The organism is Streptomyces sp. NPDC050704 (assembly GCF_040654355.1).
In the GTDB taxonomy this organism is placed as follows: Bacteria; Actinomycetota; Actinomycetes; order Streptomycetales; family Streptomycetaceae; genus Streptomyces.
In genome coordinates this window covers 27,092-42,578 of record NZ_JBFAHW010000057.1, presented here as the reverse complement: position 1 = coordinate 42,578, position 15,487 = coordinate 27,092, and the positions used below count along the sequence as shown (strand labels likewise).

Below are 15,487 nucleotides of genomic sequence, written 5' to 3'. Positions count from 1 at the left end.
AGCGTCGGGCGCCTGCCCGTGCCGGGCGCCCTCTCACGCCTCACAGCCCAGCGCCTCGTCCGCGCAGTTCGCCGGTCACCGTCTCCCGCGCCGCCCCGCCCGCAGGGCCGCCCGCGCCCCGCGCAAGCAGAAGGGGCGCCTACCCGTCCGGGCAGGCGCCCCTCTTGGGACCTCTTGCGACGACTGTTCTCAGCCGCCGCTGCCCTGTCCGGACGGCCGACGAACGACCGCCGTCCAGCGAGCCACTGCCCGGGCCTTCAGCGAGATCCAGCCCTCGGACATCGCCCACACCACCCGTACGGCCGAGCGCGGTGCGAGCAGTGCGCGGAAGCGCGTGCCACGGCTTGCCGTGACGCCGAGGCCCGCGACCATCCGGCGGACGTCCTGGGCCAGACCGGCGGTCGGCCGGGGACGCGGCGCGTACAGGACCTGTTCCACCGCGTCCGCGATCCGGTGGACGGAGGTCGCGGTCGTCGGATCGAGGTGCCCGATGCGGACGATCCGGGCCGCCGCCTTACGGGGCGTCTGGGAGTCGTCCGGCGAGATACCGAAGTCCCACGCCGTATCGGTCACTTCCTGCCAGGCCGCCAGCGTGGCAGCCGCGGCGTCCTCCTCGGTGCGTCCGTGCGTGCCGAGCCGCACGGACCGTACCCGAAGCCGCCACAGCATCGGCAGCAGCGGCAACGCGAGCACGGCGAGCCCGGCCGGGATGATCAGCAGGTTCCACAACGAGAAGGGCCCGTCGCCGCTCCCGCCGACCGCCGCCTGCGGAGACTCGCTGCCACAGGGCTGCTCCAGCTTCTTCTCCGCCGCCGTGCAGCTCTCGCTGGCCGAAGGCGCGGCGGAGGGCGCCGAGGACGCCGCTCGCGAGGGGAGGTCGGGGTTGGGGACGGTGGTGCCCGGCGTGTCCGTCCGGGTGTACTCCGGAACCGTGCCCCGGTTCGGCGTCGGCTCGAAGCGGGTCCAGCCCACGCCCTCGAAGTACAGCTCGGGCCAGGCGTGCGCGTCCCGCAGCCCGACCGAGTTCGTGCCGTCGGCCTGCGGCGAGCCCGGCGTGAAGCCCACCGCGACGCGGGCCGGTATGCCCAGCGTGCGGGCCATCGACGCCATCGCGAAGGAGAAGTGGACGCAGAAGCCCTCCTTGTCCCTCAGGAAGCGCGCTATCGCCTGGGAACCGCTGCCGACCTGCACCTCCGTGTCGTAGGTGAAGCCGCCTTCGAGCGCGAACCAGTCCTGGAGCTTCACCGCACGCTCGTAGTTGTTGGCCGAGCCCGCCGTGACCTCCCGCGCCGTGTCGGCCACCACCGGCGGCAGCGAATCCGGCACCTCGGTGAACTCGCGCCGCAGCGGGGCCGGAGCGTCCGGAGCGTTGGCGAGCTGCTCCGCGGTCGGCTGCACGATGAGGCTCTTGACCGTGTAGTCCAGTCCGCGCGTGGTCTGGCCGTGGTCGCCGACGAGCGTGCGCCCCATGGGCTCGTACCGCCACTTGCCGCCGATGTCGACCTGAGTGGCCGGGTAGGGCATGGGCAGCCAGTCCTGGGCGTACCAGTTCGCCGCCGAGATCCTCGTCTGGATCTCGGTGCGGCCGACCTCGTCACCGAGGCCCAGCGGAGTCGGCAACGACCCCGGCACATCCTCGATGCGGCGCTTGGCCGGCTTCCACGCCGTGCCGTCGAACTCGTCGAGCGCGACGATCCGCAGGTAGAGATCCTGCGTCTGCTCGGAGTTGGTGCGGTACGACATGACCTCGCGGTCCTCGTCCACGTTCAGACTGTCGCGGAGCGAGACCAGCGGGTTCACCGCGGAGATCGTGCCGCCGCCTCCGGAGCCCGTGCCGACACCGGTCCCCGTGCCGTCCAGCAGCCCGCCGTCCAGCGCGGGCAGGGCCAGCGGCACCACCAGGGCGACGCCGAGCGCGACGGCGCCGATGCGCCGCCCCGTACGGACCGGCGCGACCGCGCCGCCCGGTGTCTCCGTACTGGGCGCGCGAGGCCCGCCGCCGAAGACCCGGCCCCACTGCGAGAGCCGCTCGCGGCCCTCTGCCAGCAGCAGCACCAGATAGCCGGCGGCCGCCAGCAGGAACCACAGCCATCCCGCCCCGCCGTCCGAGAGGCCCGCGGCGACCGAGTACAGCGCGAGCAGCGGCAGACCGGCAGGGGCCGCACTGCGGAACGTCACCGCGAGGGCGTCCACCGCGAGCCCGATCACCAGGACACCGCCGACCAGCATCAGCTGGATGCCGTCGGACAGCGGAGCCGGGATCGAGTACCGCCCCACGTCGTCCGCGCCCGCCTCCAGCAGCACCCCGAAGTACCGGAACACGTCGGGACCGGGCAGGAGCCCGGCGACGGCCTGCTCACGGGCGAACATCAGCGTCAGCAGGAGCAGGGACACCAGTGCCTGCACCGCGATCGTCACCGCCCGGGCCAGCGGCACCCGCCGGGTCGCCGCGCCCACCCCGGTCTGTACCGCGACCAGGAACGCGGCCTGGAGGATCCAACTCGCCGGGTCGACCAGCGGCAGCAGCGCACAGGCTGCCATCAGCGTCGCCGCCGCGGCGCACAGCGCGAGTCGCGCGCGCCCGCTCATGAGCCACCACCCCCTGCCGTACTCCCCGTGGAGGCGACCCCATTTCGCTGGTGGTCGGCCTCGCGCCACAGATCCGCCAGGCTCGCGCCCGCCGGGACGACCAGGGCGGTCCAGCCCGCCTCGCGCAGCATCCGAAGCCGCTCCTCGCTCTGTTCGTCGGCGGCTCCGCGCACCCACGTCTCGCTGTCCAGCAGGAAGGCGACCGCCCCGCCGCTGCGCTGCCGCATCTTGCCGAGCACCGTCGCCTGCTCCTCGTCCAGGTCGCCGAGGAAGGCCACCAACAGCCCTTCGTTCCCGCCCCGCAACACGTCGTACGCCGACGACAGGCCCGTACCGTCGGAGTGGTCGACCACCGCGAGGGTGTCCATCATCAGTCCCGCCGCGTCCGCCGACTCCTGGTTGGCGCCCGCGAACCCGTCGGCGCCCTCCCCGGGCACCGAATTGCCGGTGTCTGTCAACAGCCGTACCGAAAAGCCCCGTTCGAGCATGTGCACCAGCGTGGACGCCGCACCCGACACCGCCCACTCGAAGGCCGAGTCCGGGCCCGCACCCTCGAAGGCGATGCCCCGCGTGTCGAGGAGCACCGTGCAGCGGGACCGCTGCGGCTGTTCCTCGCGGCGCACCATCAACTCGCCGTAGCGCGCGGTCAGGCGCCAGTGGACACGGCGCAGATCGTCGCCGTACCGGTATCCGCGCGGGATCACGTCGTCCTCGCCGGCCAGCGCCAGCGAGCGCTGCCGCCCGTCGCCGTACCCCTTCGCCTCGCCGGTCAGCCGCACCGGCGGCAGCGCCTCCACGCGCGGGATGACCGTCAGGGTGTCGTACGTCGAGAAGGAGCGGGTCAGCTCGCACATCCCGAAGGGGTCGCTGAGCCGAAGCTGCAAGGGCCCCAGGGGATACCGGCCGCGCAGGTCCGAGCGCACGCGGTACGACACCTCGCGCCGGCCGCCCGCCTCGACCCGGTCCAGCACGAACCGGGGCCGCGGCCCCAGCACGTACGGAACCCGGTCCTGGAGCATCAGCAGCCCGGTGGGCAGCCGTGAGACGTTGTCCATCCGCAGATGGACGCGGGCTTCGGAGCTCGCCGGTACCCGCGCGGGGGAGAGCCGGCGGCTGCCGGCTACCCGGTAGCGCGTGCGGTACAGCACGGTCGCGCAGACCAGCGGCAGCACGGCCAGCAGCAGCCCGACCCGGAGCAGATCGCTCTGCCCCAGGACGTACGCGCAGACGGCGGCCGCCACCCCGGCGGCCAGGAAGGACCGGCCGCGCGTGGTGAGGCCGGCGAGTGCCGTGCGCAGCCCGCCCTTGTCCTCCTCGGCCTGCGCCGCCGGCATCCCTCCGGTGGTCATCACAGCCTCCGGGGCGGCTGCTGACCGAACGAGGGAGTGCCTCGGCCCATGGCCAGACCGCTCGGGGCCTGGGGCGCCGCGGGCACGGGCGTGCGCTGAAGTATCTCCTGGACGACCTGCTCGGCCGTACGGCGGTTCAACTGCGCCTGGGCAGTGGGCAGCAGGCGGTGTGCCAGGACGGCCACGGCGAGTGCCTGGATGTCGTCAGGCAGCGCGTACTCCCGGCCGCTGAGCGCGGCGGACGCCTTCGCCGCGCGCAGCAGATGCAGCGTCGCGCGCGGTGAGGCGCCGAGTCTCAGGTCCGGGTGGGTGCGCGTGGCGGAGACCAGGTCCACCGCGTACCGCCGGACCGGGTCGGCGACGTGCACCGAGCGGACCGCGTCGATGAGCTTCACGATCTCGTGCGCGTGCGCCACCGGCTGGAGGTCGTCCAGCGGGTTCACCCCGCCGTGGACGTCCAGCATCTGCAGCTCGGCTTCCGCGCTGGGATAGCCGATGGAGACGCGGGCCATGAAGCGGTCCCGCTGCGCCTCGGGCAGTGGATACGTTCCCTCCATCTCGACCGGGTTCTGGGTGGCCACCACCATGAAGGGGCCGGGCAGTTCGTAGGTGTGCCCGTCGATGGTGACCTGGCGCTCCTCCATCGACTCCAGGAGCGCGGACTGGGTCTTCGGCGAGGCCCGGTTGATCTCGTCGCCGATCACGATCTGCGCGAAGATCGCGCCAGGTTTGAACTCGAATTCCCGGCGCTGCTGATCCCAGATGGACACACCTGTGATGTCCGAGGGCAGCAGGTCGGGAGTGAACTGAATACGCCGTACCGAACAGTCGATGGACTTTGCCAGCGCCTTGGCCAGCATGGTCTTGCCGACGCCCGGAACATCCTCGATCAGAAGATGCCCCTCGGCGAGCAGCACGGTCAGCGAAAGCCGTACGACCTCTGGCTTGCCTTCGATCACTTCCTCCACCGACCCGCGGATTCTCTCCACGGTGGTGGTCAGATCTGTAAGGCTCGCTCGATCGTCATAGGTCGTCACCCGGCCCTCCTCGGCCCGTTCTTTCTCCGGGCCGACGCTCTGCGATGCGGACCGGCCCACCCCGAAACACGGACACCACGCGCGAAAAGTTCCGCGTGACGCCACACCCGCATTCTTGTTGCCGTTACCGGTTCGTGTCACTCGCCTGTGGATAACTGGCTGCGCTATGTCAGGCTTTGTGCCTTTTGAGTGGGTGATTAAGTGGGATCGATCTCACGCAGCAGGCCCGTTTTCACGTTGAACACAAAACCACGTACGTCGTCAGTGTGCAGAAGAAACGGCGAGGTGCGCACCCGCTGCATGGACTGCCGCACATCCTGTTCCACGTCCCGGAAGGCCTCCACCGCCCAGGCGGGACGCTGTCCGACCTCGTCCTCCAGCTCGTGCCGGAAGTCCTCGGTGAGGTTCTCCAGGCCGCAGCCGGTGTGGTGGATGAGTATGACGCTCCGGGTGCCGAGCGCCCGCTGGCTGATGGTCAGGGAGCGGATCACGTCGTCGGTGACGACGCCGCCCGCGTTGCGGATGGTGTGGCAGTCGCCCAGCTGCAGGCCGAGCGCGTCGTGCAGGTCGAGCCGGGCGTCCATGCAGGCGACGACCGCGACGTGCAGTACGGGACGGGCGTCCATCCCGGGATCGGCGAACTCGGCGGCGTACCGCTCGTTGGCCTCGACGAGGCGGTCCGTGACCGTGCCGTCGATGGATATGGCGCCTTCGGGCTCTGCGGGAACGGATGCAGAAGTCGTCATACCTATGACGGTAATGGTCACCGTCGGTGCGGGCCTGCTGTGAGAGGGGACAAAGAACATCAATGAGTGTTGTTGTGAGGTAACCCACAAGGGTGGATTGAGCTCCCCCGTTCGGGTGGATCTTTCCGGTTTGCCGGTTCCTGGCGGGAGGGGCCGCCACGCGCGGGCCGGTTCATTGACCGCGAGACACCGTGGACTAAAGTGACGCGAAGCGGGAGGCGAGACGCTCTCCCTGCTGGACAGCTATCCCCGGAGGACCGGCGACGTGCCGGAATCTCCCCGCGTGCGCGGCGCGCACGTACGGCTCGGCCTCCTCCCGCTCCCGGTCGGCTGACGCTTCCGGCGCCGGCAGGCCTTCCCCTTCACAGAGCGGGCGGGGACCCGGCGGTGCGTGGTCGCCGCGCCGGATCTGAGAGGGCCCCTTGAGCCAGAGTCGACATGTCCCGGTGATGCTCCAGCGGTGCCTGGACATGCTGGCGCCCGCGTTGGAGCGGCCGGGAGCCGTGGTCGTCGACTGCACGCTCGGTCTGGGCGGCCACAGCGAGGCCCTGCTCACCCGGTTCCCGGAGGCCCGCCTCGTCGCCCTGGACCGCGACAAGGAGGCACTGCGCCTCTCCGGGGAGCGGCTCGCCCCCTTCGGTGACCGGGCCACCCTGGTGCACGCGGTCTACGACGAGCTCCCCGACGTGCTCGACCGCCTGGAACTCCCGCGAGTCGAGGGCGTCCTCTTCGACCTCGGCGTCTCCTCCATGCAGCTCGACGAGGCGGACCGCGGATTCGCCTACGCCCAGGACGCCCCGCTCGACATGCGCATGGACCAGACGACCGGCATCAGCGCGGCCGAGGTGCTCAACACCTACCCGCCGGGCGAACTCGTACGGATCCTCAGGGCGTACGGCGAGGAGAAGCAGGCCAAGCGGATCGTGTCCGCGGTCGTGCGTGAGCGTGCCAAGGAGCCGTTCAGCAACAGCGCGCGGCTCGTGGAGCTGATCCGCGACTCCCTGCCGCAGGCCGCGAAGCGCACCGGAGGAAACCCGGCCAAGCGCACCTTCCAGGCGCTGCGCATCGAGGTGAACGGTGAACTCACCGTCCTGGAGAGCGCGATTCCGGCTGCCGTGAAGGTCCTCGCGGTCGGGGGCCGCATCGCCGTGCTGTCGTACCACTCCCTGGAGGACCGGCTGGTCAAGCAGGTGTTCGCGGCGGGCGCCGCCAACACCGCGCCTCCCGGGCTGCCCGTGGTCCCCGAGCGCTACCAGCCCCGGCTCAAGCTGCTGACGCGCGGTGCCGAACTCCCTACCGAGGAAGAGGTCGCGGAGAACCGGCGGGCCGCACCGGCACGGCTGCGCGGGGCGCAGCGCATCCGGGAGGACGCCGAGTGACGGGAGGACGTATGAGCCGGGGAACCGAACTCACCGCGCGCCCGGGTCGCGAACGCCGACGCACCGGGAGGACGAGTGAGTAGGAAACCCGAACTGAAGGGGAGGGCGGCCCGGCTCGCGCGGCTCTTCCCGACCGGACCCGGGCAGGCCGCCCGTACGCCCTTCGTGCTCCTGGTCGTCCTGTTGCTCGGCGGCGGCCTGATCGGCCTCCTGGTCCTGAACTCCGCCCTCAGCGAGGGCTCGTTCAAGCTCGACGACCTCCAGAGCGACACGAAGAGCCTCACCGACGAGGAGCAGGCGCTCCAGCGGGACGTGGACGCCTACTCCGCCCCCGAGGCGCTCCAGCGCCGGGCCCGCGAGCTGGGCATGGTGCCCGGCGGCGATCCGGCCTTCCTCAACCCCGACGGCACCGTCCGCGGGGTCCCGAGCCCCGCCGCCCAGGGGGCGGTGTCCGTCCCGGTACGCCCGCCCGAGGTGCTCGCCCCCGCACCGGCTCCGACGCCCACGGAGAGCCCGGTGCCCAGCGGGACGCCGAGCGCCACGCCGACCCCGGCCGCGGAGTCCGCCACGAACCCGCGGCTCCCGGCGAACCAGCAGTTGCCCGCGACCCCGCGGTCCGCCACGTCTCCGCAGTCCTCCACGAGCCCCGGCAGGTGACGGAAGTGTCCGACAGGGAACCCCCGCGCCGCCGAGTGCCCGCGCCCGCCCGGCCCGTACGACCCAGTGGCAGAAGGCGCCCCGGTCCGGCCGCCAGGCCCGCGCGCCGGCCCGTCGTGCCCCGCCCGCAGGGCCCGCGCGCCATCCGGCTCGGCAGCCCCCGCCCACGGCTCCGCCTGGTCAGCCTGGCCCTGGCCCTGGTGCTGATCGCCTTCGTGGTGCGGCTCCTCCAGGTACAGGCGGTCGACGCGAGCGAGTACACCGCCAAGGCCGAGCAGAACCGGTACCTCAGCCGCACCCTGGCCGCCGAGCGCGGCGGGATCACCGACCGCGACGGCGTCGAGCTGGCGATCAGCGTGGACGCGAACGACATCACCGCCGACCCCACGATGTTCACGCGGAAGGCGACGAAGATCGACGACGCGCCCGAACAGGCCGCCGCGCTGCTCGGACCGATCCTCGGCACGGAATCCGACGCGCTGGCCAAGAGGCTCCGGACCAAGGGCACCCAGTACGTCGTACTCGCCCGCCGCCAGACCCCGCAGGTCTGGACGCAGATCAAGGACCTGAAGAGCACGCTCGCCGACAAGGCCCAGAAGGACAAGACGGCCGTGAACGTCCTGGCGGGCGTCTTCCAGGAGCCCAGCAGCAAGCGGGTCTATCCGAACGGCGACCTGGCCGCCGGGATACTGGGCTGGGTCAACGCCGACGGCAAGGGCGGCGGAGGAGTCGAACAGCAGCTGAACAAGGAGCTGTCCGGCAAGGACGGCGAGATCCGATACGCCCAGTCGGGCGGGCGGCAGGTGCCGACCGCGGGCTCCACCGAGAAGCCCGCCGTGGCCGGTTCCGAGGTCGAGCTGACCATCGACCGTGACATCCAGTGGGCCGCGCAGAACGCCATCACCGAGCAGGTGGAGGAGTCGAAGGCGGACCGCGGGTACGTCATAGTGCAGGACAACAAGACCGGCGAGATCCTCGCGATGGCCAACTCGCCCGGCTTCGACCCGAACGACCTTTCCCAGGCCGACGCGAACGCCCTGGGCAACGCGGCGCTCCAGGACGCCTACGAGCCCGGCTCCACCGCCAAGGTCATGTCGATGGCCGCCGTCCTTGAGGAGGGCGCCGCCACACCCGCGACGCACGTGACCGTGCCCAACCGGCTGCACCGCGGCGACCGGCTCTTCCGGGACGACATCGACCACCCGACCTGGTATCTGACGCTCAACGGCGTACTCGCCAAGTCCAGCAACATCGGCACGATCCTGGCGACCGGCCAGCTCGGCAAAACGCAGCCGCAGGCCAACCAGGTCCTGTACTCGTATCTGCGCAAGTTCGGTCTCGGCGGCTACACCGGACTCGGCTTCCCCGGCGAGACCAAGGGCATCCTCGCGCCCGCCAGCCAGTGGTCGACCTCCCAGCAGTACACGATCCCTTTCGGCCAGGGCATGTCGCTCAACGCGATGCAGGCGGCCTCCGTCTACTCCACGATCGCCAACGGCGGCGTACGCGTCGAACCGACGCTCGTCCGCGGCACGAAGGGGCCCGACGGACGCTTCACACCGGCCGCCAAGCCCGAGAAGACAAGGGTCGTGAGCGAGAAGACCGCAAAAACACTGGCACAGATGCTGGAGTCCGTCGTGGACGACGAGGAGGGTACCGGCACCAAGGCCCGTATCCCCGGCTACCGCGTCGCGGGCAAGACCGGCACGGCCAACCGTGTGGATCCGGCCACCGGCCGGTACAAGGGCTACACCTCGTCCTTCGCCGGATTCGCGCCCGCGGACAACCCCCGGGTCACCGTCTACTGCGCGATCCAGAACGCCACCAAGGGGAGCTACTTCGGCGGTCAGATCTGCGGCCCCGTCTACAAGGAAGTCCTGGAATTCGCCCTGAAAACCCTTCAGGTCCCGCCCACCGGTGCCGCGGCCGCCCGGCTTCCCGTTACCTTCACGCCCTGATCAGCACCGACAGGACCGCCCAGCGCCAGCACCCGGAACACCGACCAGGAACCAGCTCGTGACAACGATCACTCCCGACCCCGGGAACCACGGCCCGGCGCGCTCCTCGCCCGCCGGCCGACCACCGCCGGGCCCGCCCGGCCGTGCTCCGCGCGGGCTCCCCTTTGGCTCCCGCGGGGGTGCGCCCGGTACGCTCACCGCCGTGTCAGACGCTGATCAGTCCCAAACCACCCAGAAGGGCGTTCCTGTGACATATCCGGGGCCGCCCCGACCGGCTCGGAACTCCGCCACACCCCTGGCGGAGCTCGCCGATCAGCTGGGCGTCGAAAAGCCCGGCAGTGCCGCCGAGGTCACGGGCATCACCCATGACTCGCGCGCGGTGCGGCCCGGCGACCTCTACGCCGCGCTGTCCGGAGCCCGGCTGCACGGCGCCGACTTCGTGACGCAGGCGGCCGGCCTCGGAGCCGTCGCCGTGCTGACCGACCCGGCCGGCGCCGAGCGCGCCGCCGCGACGGGCCTGCCGGTCCTGGTGGTCGACGACCCGCGCGGCCGCATGGGCCAGCTCGCGGCGGCGATCTACGACCACCCCGGGCCCGACCTGCTCCAGATCGGCATCACCGGCACCTCCGGCAAGACCACGACGGCGTACCTCGTCGAGGGCGGCCTCAAGACGGTCCGCAGCACCGGACTGATCGGTACCGTCGAGACGCGCATCGGCGACGAGCGCATCAAGTCGGAACGCACCACCCCCGAGGCCACCGACCTCCAGGCGCTCTTCGCCGTCATGCGCGAGCGGGGCGTCGACGCGGTCGCCATGGAGGTCTCCAGCCACGCCCTGGTCCTCGGCCGGGTCGACGCCTGCGTCTTCGACATCGCGGTCTTCACCAACCTCAGCCCGGAACACATGGAGTTCCACTCCGACATGGAGGACTACTTCCGGGCCAAGGCGCAGCTGTTCACGCCGAAACGCAGCAAGCGTGCCGTAGTCAACTTTGACGACGAGTACGGGCGGAGGCTCGCCAAGGAAGCCGCCGTCCCCGTAGTGACGTTTTCCGCCGAAGGACACCCGGACGCCGACTGGCGCGCCGAGGACGTCCAGGTCGGTCCGATGGACTCGGTCTTCGTCGCGGTCGGCCCCAAGGGCGAGCGGATCACCGCCAAGTCGCCGCTCGCGGGCCCCTTCAACGTCGCCAACACGCTCGCCGCGATCGTCGCCCTCGCCGTCGCCGGGCTCGACCCGCAGACCGCGGCCGACGGCATCGCCGCCGTACCGGGCGTGCCGGGCCGCCTGGAGCGCGTGGACGCAGGACAGCCGTACCTCGCGGTCGTCGACTACGCCCACAAGACGGACGCCGTCGAATCGGTCCTGCGCGCCCTGCGCAAGGTCACCGAGGGCAAGCTCCACATCGTGCTCGGCTGCGGCGGCGACCGGGACAAGACCAAGCGGATGCCGATGGGCGCCGCCGCGGCCCGGCTCGCCGACACCGCCGTACTGACCGCAGACAACCCCCGCGGCGAGGACCCCCTCGCGATCCTCGCCACGATGCTCGCCGGCGCCGCCGAGGTGCCGGCGCACGAGCGCGGAGAGGTCCAGGTCTTCGAGGACCGGGCCGCCGCGATCGAGGCGGCCGTCGCCCGCGCACAGCCGGGCGACACCGTGCTGGTCGCGGGCAAGGGCCACGAGCAGGGCCAGGACATCGCCGGAGTGGTCCGTCCCTTCGACGACCGCCAGGTGCTTCGCGAAGCTATCCAGAAGACCCAGGGATGAACTTGTGATCGCCCTCTCTCTCGCCGAGATCGCCTCAGTCGTCGGCGGGCAGACACACGACATACCGGATCCGTCGGTCCAGGTCACCGGACGGGTCGTCAGAGACTCCCGTGAGGTGGAGCCAGGCAGCCTCTTCGTCGCGTTCGTGGGCGAGCACGTGGACGGCCACGACTTCGCCGCGGCCGTCGTCGCGGCCGGCGCCACGGCCGTCCTGGCCTCGCGGCCCGTCGGAGTCCCCGCGATCGTCGTGGACGACGTCCAGACGGCCCTCGGGGCCCTCGCACGCCATGTCGTCGAGCGGCTCGGCGCGACCCTGGTGGCCCTCACCGGTTCCGCGGGCAAGACCAGCACCAAGGACCTGATCGCCCAGGTGCTGCGGCGCAAGGCGCCGACGGTCTACACGCCGGGCTCGTTCAACAACGAGATCGGGCTGCCGCTCACGGCCCTCAGCGCCACCGAGGAAACCCGGTTCCTGGTCCTGGAGATGGGCGCCCGCGGCCTCGGACACATCCGGTACCTCACGGATCTGACGCCCCCGAAGATCGGCGTCGTCCTCAACGTCGGCACCGCTCACATCGGCGAGTTCGGCGGCCGCGAGCAAATCGCCCAGGCAAAGGGCGAGTTGGTGGAGGGCCTGCCGTCGGCGGAGGCCGGCGGCGCGGCGATCCTGAACGCCGACGACCCCCTCGTACGGGCCATGGCATCGCGTACGAAGGCCCGCGTGCTCCTCTTCGGAGAGTCCGGCGAAGCGGACGTACGGGCTGAGAACGTGCAGCTCACGGCGAGTGGACAGCCGTCGTTCAGCCTTCACACACCCTCCGGGTACAGCGACGTGACCATGCGCCTGTACGGTGAGCATCACGTGTCGAACGCGCTCGCCGCGGCCGCCGTCGCCCATGAGCTGGGCATGTCCGCAGACGAGATCGCCACCGCGCTCTCCGAGGCGGGCACCCTCTCCCGCTGGCGCATGGAGGTCACCGAGCGCCCGGACGGCGTGACGGTCGTCAACGACGCCTACAACGCGAACCCCGAGTCCATGCGAGCCGCCCTGCGCGCGCTCGTGGCGATGGGCAAGGCCACACAGGCACAGGGGGGCCGTACATGGGCGGTGCTCGGTCCGATGGCCGAGCTCGGGGACGAGGCGCTCGCCGAGCACGACGCGGTCGGGCGGCTCGCCGTCCGGCTCAACGTCAGCAAGCTCGTCGCGGTCGGGGGCAGGGAAGCGTCCTGGCTCCAACTGGGCGCATATAACGAGGGTTCGTGGGGTGAGGAGTCGGTGCACGTGTCCGACGCACAGGCGGCTGTCGACCTATTGCGCAGCGAGTTGCGCCCGGGAGACGTCGTGCTCGTGAAGGCGTCCCGGTCGGTCGGGCTCGAACGGGTGGCGCAGGCGCTGCTCGACGGCGGTGCCGAGGGTGAGGTTTCCGCCCGATGATGAACCAGATCCTGTTCGCGGGAGTCATTGGTCTCTTTCTGACGCTGATCGGCACCCCGCTGCTGATCAAGCTGCTGGCACGCAAGGGCTACGGCCAGTACATCCGCGACGACGGCCCGCGCGAGCACCACGCCAAGCGCGGTACGCCGACCATGGGCGGTATCGCCTTCATCCTGGCCACGCTGCTGGCGTACTTCCTCAGCAAGGTGATCACCGGCAAGCCGCCGACGTTCTCCGGTCTGCTGGTGCTCGGCCTGATGGCGGGCATGGGCGTGGTCGGCTTCCTGGACGACTACATCAAGATCGTCAAGCGGCGTTCGCTCGGTCTGCGGGCCAAGGCGAAGATGGCCGGCCAGCTGATCGTCGGCATCACCTTCGCGGTCCTCGCACTGCAGTTCGCCGACAACCGCAACAACACCCCGGCCTCCACCAAGCTCTCCTTCGTGCAGGACTTCGGCTGGTCCATCGGCCCGGTGCTGTTCGTGGTCTGGGCGCTGTTCATGATCCTCGCGATGTCGAACGGCGTGAACCTGACGGACGGTCTGGACGGCCTGGCCACCGGCGCCGCGACGATGGTGTTCGGCGCCTACACCTTCATCGGCGTCTGGCAGTTCCAGGAGTCCTGCGCCAACGCGCTGACCCTGACCAACCCGGCCGCCTGCTACGAAGTACGAGATCCGCTGGACCTCGCCGTCGTCGCCGCGGCCCTGATGGGCTCCTGCTTCGGCTTCCTGTGGTGGAACACCTCGCCCGCCAAGATCTTCATGGGGGACACCGGTTCCCTGGCGCTCGGCGGCGCGCTGGCCGGTCTCGCCATCTGCTCGCGCACCGAACTGCTGGTCGCGCTGCTCGGCGGTCTCTTCGTCCTGATCACCATGTCGGTCGTCATCCAGGTCGGCTCCTTCCGCCTCACCGGCAGGCGCGTCTTCCGGATGGCGCCGCTTCAGCACCACTTCGAACTCAAGGGCTGGTCCGAAGTCCTTGTGGTGGTCCGCTTCTGGATCATCCAGGGCATGTGCGTGATCGTCGGTCTCGGCCTCTTCTACGCGGGATGGGCAGCCCAGAAGTGACCGACTGGCAGGGGAAGAACGTCACCGTCGCCGGACTCGGCGTCTCCGGCATCCCGGCGGCCCGGGTGCTGGCCGGCCTCGGCGCGGTCGTCACGGTCGTCAACGACGGCGACGACGAGCGCTCCCGGGCCCAGGCCGCGGACCTGGCGGCACTCGGCGTCACCGTGCGCCTCGGTGACGGGGCCACCCTGCCCGAAGGCACCGAGCTCATCGTCACCACGCCCGGCTGGAAGCCGGACAAGCCGCTGTTCACCGCGGCCGCCGAGGCGGGCGTCCCGGTCTGGGGCGACGTCGAACTCGCCTGGCGGCTGCGCGGCCCCGATGCCGCGCCCTGGCTCGCAGTCACCGGCACCAACGGCAAGACCACGACCGTGCGGATGCTCGCCTCGATCCTGGAGGCGGCAGGCCTGCGCACGGCCGCCGTCGGCAACATCGGGGTCTCGCTGCTCGACGTGGTGCTGAGCGAAGAGCCCTATGACGTCCTCGCGGTCGAGCTCTCCAGCTACCAGCTCCACTGGGCCCCGTCCGTGCGCGCCCACTCCGCCGCCGTCCTGAACCTGGCCCCCGACCACCTCGACTGGCACGGCTCCATGGAGGCGTACGCCGCCGACAAGGGCCGTGTCTACGAGGGCAATCGGGTCGCCTGCGTGTACAACGCGGCCGACAAGGCCACCGAGGACCTGGTGCGCGGGGCGGACGTCGAGGAGGGCTGCCGGGCGGTCGGCTTCACGCTCGGTACACCCGGCCCCTCCCAACTCGGCGTCGTGGAGGGCATCCTGGTCGACCGCGCCTTCGTCGAGGACCGGCACAAGCAGGCCCAGGAGCTCGCCGAGACCGCGGATGTCGACCCGCCGGCCCCGCACAACATCGCCAACGCCCTCGCGGCGGCGGCCCTGGCCCGCGCCTTCGGCGTGCCCGCCGCGGCCGTACGCGACGGGCTGCGGGCCTTCCGTCCCGACCCGCACCGCATCGAGTACGTGGCAGACGTGGCCGGGGTGGCGTACGTCGACGACTCCAAGGCCACCAACACCCATGCCGCGGAAGCCTCTTTGGCGGCGTACGAGTCGATCGTGTGGATGGCGGGCGGACTCGCCAAGGGCGCGACCTTCGACGAGCTGGTCGCCAAGTCGGCGGACCGACTGCGCGGGGTCGTCCTGTTCGGTGCCGACCGGGCTCTCATCCGGGAAGCGCTCGCGCGACACGCGCCCGAAGTACCCGTGGTCGACCTCGACCGGACCGACACTGGGGCGATGCTCGCGGCGGTCCGGGAGGCCGCGCGCCTCGCCCGCCCGGGCGACACGGTGCTGATGGCTCCGGCCTGTGCCTCCATGGACATGTTCGTCAACTACAACCAGCGCGGTGACATGTTCGCGGAAGCCGTCCGCGAACTCGGCGCCGCCAGCGCCTGACGGCGGGTCTGAGCCGGTCGGGGGCGCCCGGGACCCTTGGGAGGGACGCGTGACGCCATCGTGGTCGGTGCTTCGCATGCGACTGACGGC

Annotated in this window: 11 protein-coding genes; 7 read left to right on the top strand and 4 right to left on the bottom strand. The window is 71.1% G+C overall.

Translation table 11 applies throughout. The features are described from left to right. Window positions 1-189 precede the first annotated feature (189 nt). The 4 genes from AB0I18_RS29785 to AB0I18_RS29770 form a co-directional block, all read right to left on the bottom strand. Complete coding sequence (locus tag AB0I18_RS29785; protein ID WP_363108702.1) at window positions 190-2,589, bottom strand: DUF3488 and transglutaminase-like domain-containing protein; 2,400 nt, start codon at window positions 2,587-2,589, stop codon at window positions 190-192. Then, entirely contained in the window at window positions 2,586-3,938 is a 1,353-nt protein-coding gene (locus tag AB0I18_RS29780) for a DUF58 domain-containing protein (protein ID WP_363108701.1), read from the bottom strand. Before AB0I18_RS29780 ends, AB0I18_RS29785 begins: the two co-directional genes overlap by 4 nt. Then, the gene (locus tag AB0I18_RS29775) at window positions 3,938-4,975 is read right to left on the bottom strand and encodes a MoxR family ATPase (protein ID WP_363108700.1); all 1,038 of its coding nucleotides are present in this window, start codon (window positions 4,973-4,975) and stop codon (window positions 3,938-3,940) included. Before AB0I18_RS29775 ends, AB0I18_RS29780 begins: the two co-directional genes overlap by 1 nt. Window positions 4,976-5,172: 197 nt before the next feature. Beyond that, window positions 5,173-5,781: a carbonic anhydrase gene (locus AB0I18_RS29770; protein ID WP_363108699.1), complete on the bottom strand. Its 609-nt coding sequence runs from the start codon at window positions 5,779-5,781 to the stop codon at window positions 5,173-5,175. Between the two features lie 362 nt (window positions 5,782-6,143). On the opposite strand from AB0I18_RS29770, the gene rsmH reads away from it, so the two are divergent. The 7 genes from rsmH to murD all read left to right on the top strand — a co-directional run bounded on the left by rsmH (window position 6,144) and on the right by murD (window position 15,397). After that, the gene (gene rsmH / locus AB0I18_RS29765) at window positions 6,144-7,100 is read left to right on the top strand and encodes a 16S rRNA (cytosine(1402)-N(4))-methyltransferase RsmH (protein ID WP_363108698.1); all 957 of its coding nucleotides are present in this window, start codon (window positions 6,144-6,146) and stop codon (window positions 7,098-7,100) included. A 75-nt stretch (window positions 7,101-7,175) separates the two neighbouring features. Beyond that, a complete protein-coding gene (locus tag AB0I18_RS29760) occupies window positions 7,176-7,757 on the top strand; it encodes a hypothetical protein (protein ID WP_363108697.1) in 582 nt (193 codons plus the stop codon). 5 nt (window positions 7,758-7,762) lie between these two features. Further along, on the top strand, window positions 7,763-9,715 hold the full coding sequence (locus AB0I18_RS29755) for a penicillin-binding protein 2 (protein ID WP_363108696.1): 1,953 nt from the start codon (window positions 7,763-7,765) through the stop codon (window positions 9,713-9,715). 247 nt (window positions 9,716-9,962) lie between these two features. Then, window positions 9,963-11,483, top strand: a complete 1,521-nt coding sequence (locus AB0I18_RS29750) for a UDP-N-acetylmuramoyl-L-alanyl-D-glutamate--2,6-diaminopimelate ligase (protein WP_363108729.1) — start codon at window positions 9,963-9,965, stop codon at window positions 11,481-11,483. A gap of 4 nt (window positions 11,484-11,487) precedes the next feature. Next, window positions 11,488-12,918 carry a UDP-N-acetylmuramoyl-tripeptide--D-alanyl-D-alanine ligase gene (murF, locus tag AB0I18_RS29745; RefSeq protein WP_363108695.1) on the top strand — a complete coding sequence of 477 codons (1,431 nt, stop codon included), beginning with the start codon at window positions 11,488-11,490 and terminating at the stop codon, window positions 12,916-12,918. Beyond that, window positions 12,915-13,988, top strand: a complete 1,074-nt coding sequence (mraY, locus tag AB0I18_RS29740; RefSeq protein ID WP_363108694.1) for a phospho-N-acetylmuramoyl-pentapeptide-transferase — start codon at window positions 12,915-12,917, stop codon at window positions 13,986-13,988. The genes murF and mraY overlap by 4 nt, the downstream gene beginning before the upstream one ends. After that, complete coding sequence (gene murD / locus AB0I18_RS29735; protein WP_363108693.1) at window positions 13,970-15,397, top strand: UDP-N-acetylmuramoyl-L-alanine--D-glutamate ligase; 1,428 nt, start codon at window positions 13,970-13,972, stop codon at window positions 15,395-15,397. Before mraY ends, murD begins: the two co-directional genes overlap by 19 nt. Window positions 15,398-15,487: the final 90 nt, after the last annotated feature.

Bases quoted from the DNA above. Each gene is read 5' to 3' on its own strand.
- AB0I18_RS29780 (WP_363108701.1), bottom strand. From the start codon at position 3,938: ATGACCACCGGAGGGATGCCGGCGGCGCAGGCCGAGGAGGACAAGGGC.
- AB0I18_RS29770 (WP_363108699.1), bottom strand. From the start codon at position 5,781: ATGTTCTTTGTCCCCTCTCACAGCAGGCCCGCACCGACGGTGACCATT.
- AB0I18_RS29785 (WP_363108702.1), bottom strand. From the start codon at position 2,589: ATGAGCGGGCGCGCGCGACTCGCGCTGTGCGCCGCGGCGGCGACGCTG.
- mraY (WP_363108694.1), top strand. From the start codon at position 12,915: ATGATGAACCAGATCCTGTTCGCGGGAGTCATTGGTCTCTTTCTGACG.
- murD (WP_363108693.1), top strand. From the start codon at position 13,970: ATGGGCAGCCCAGAAGTGACCGACTGGCAGGGGAAGAACGTCACCGTC.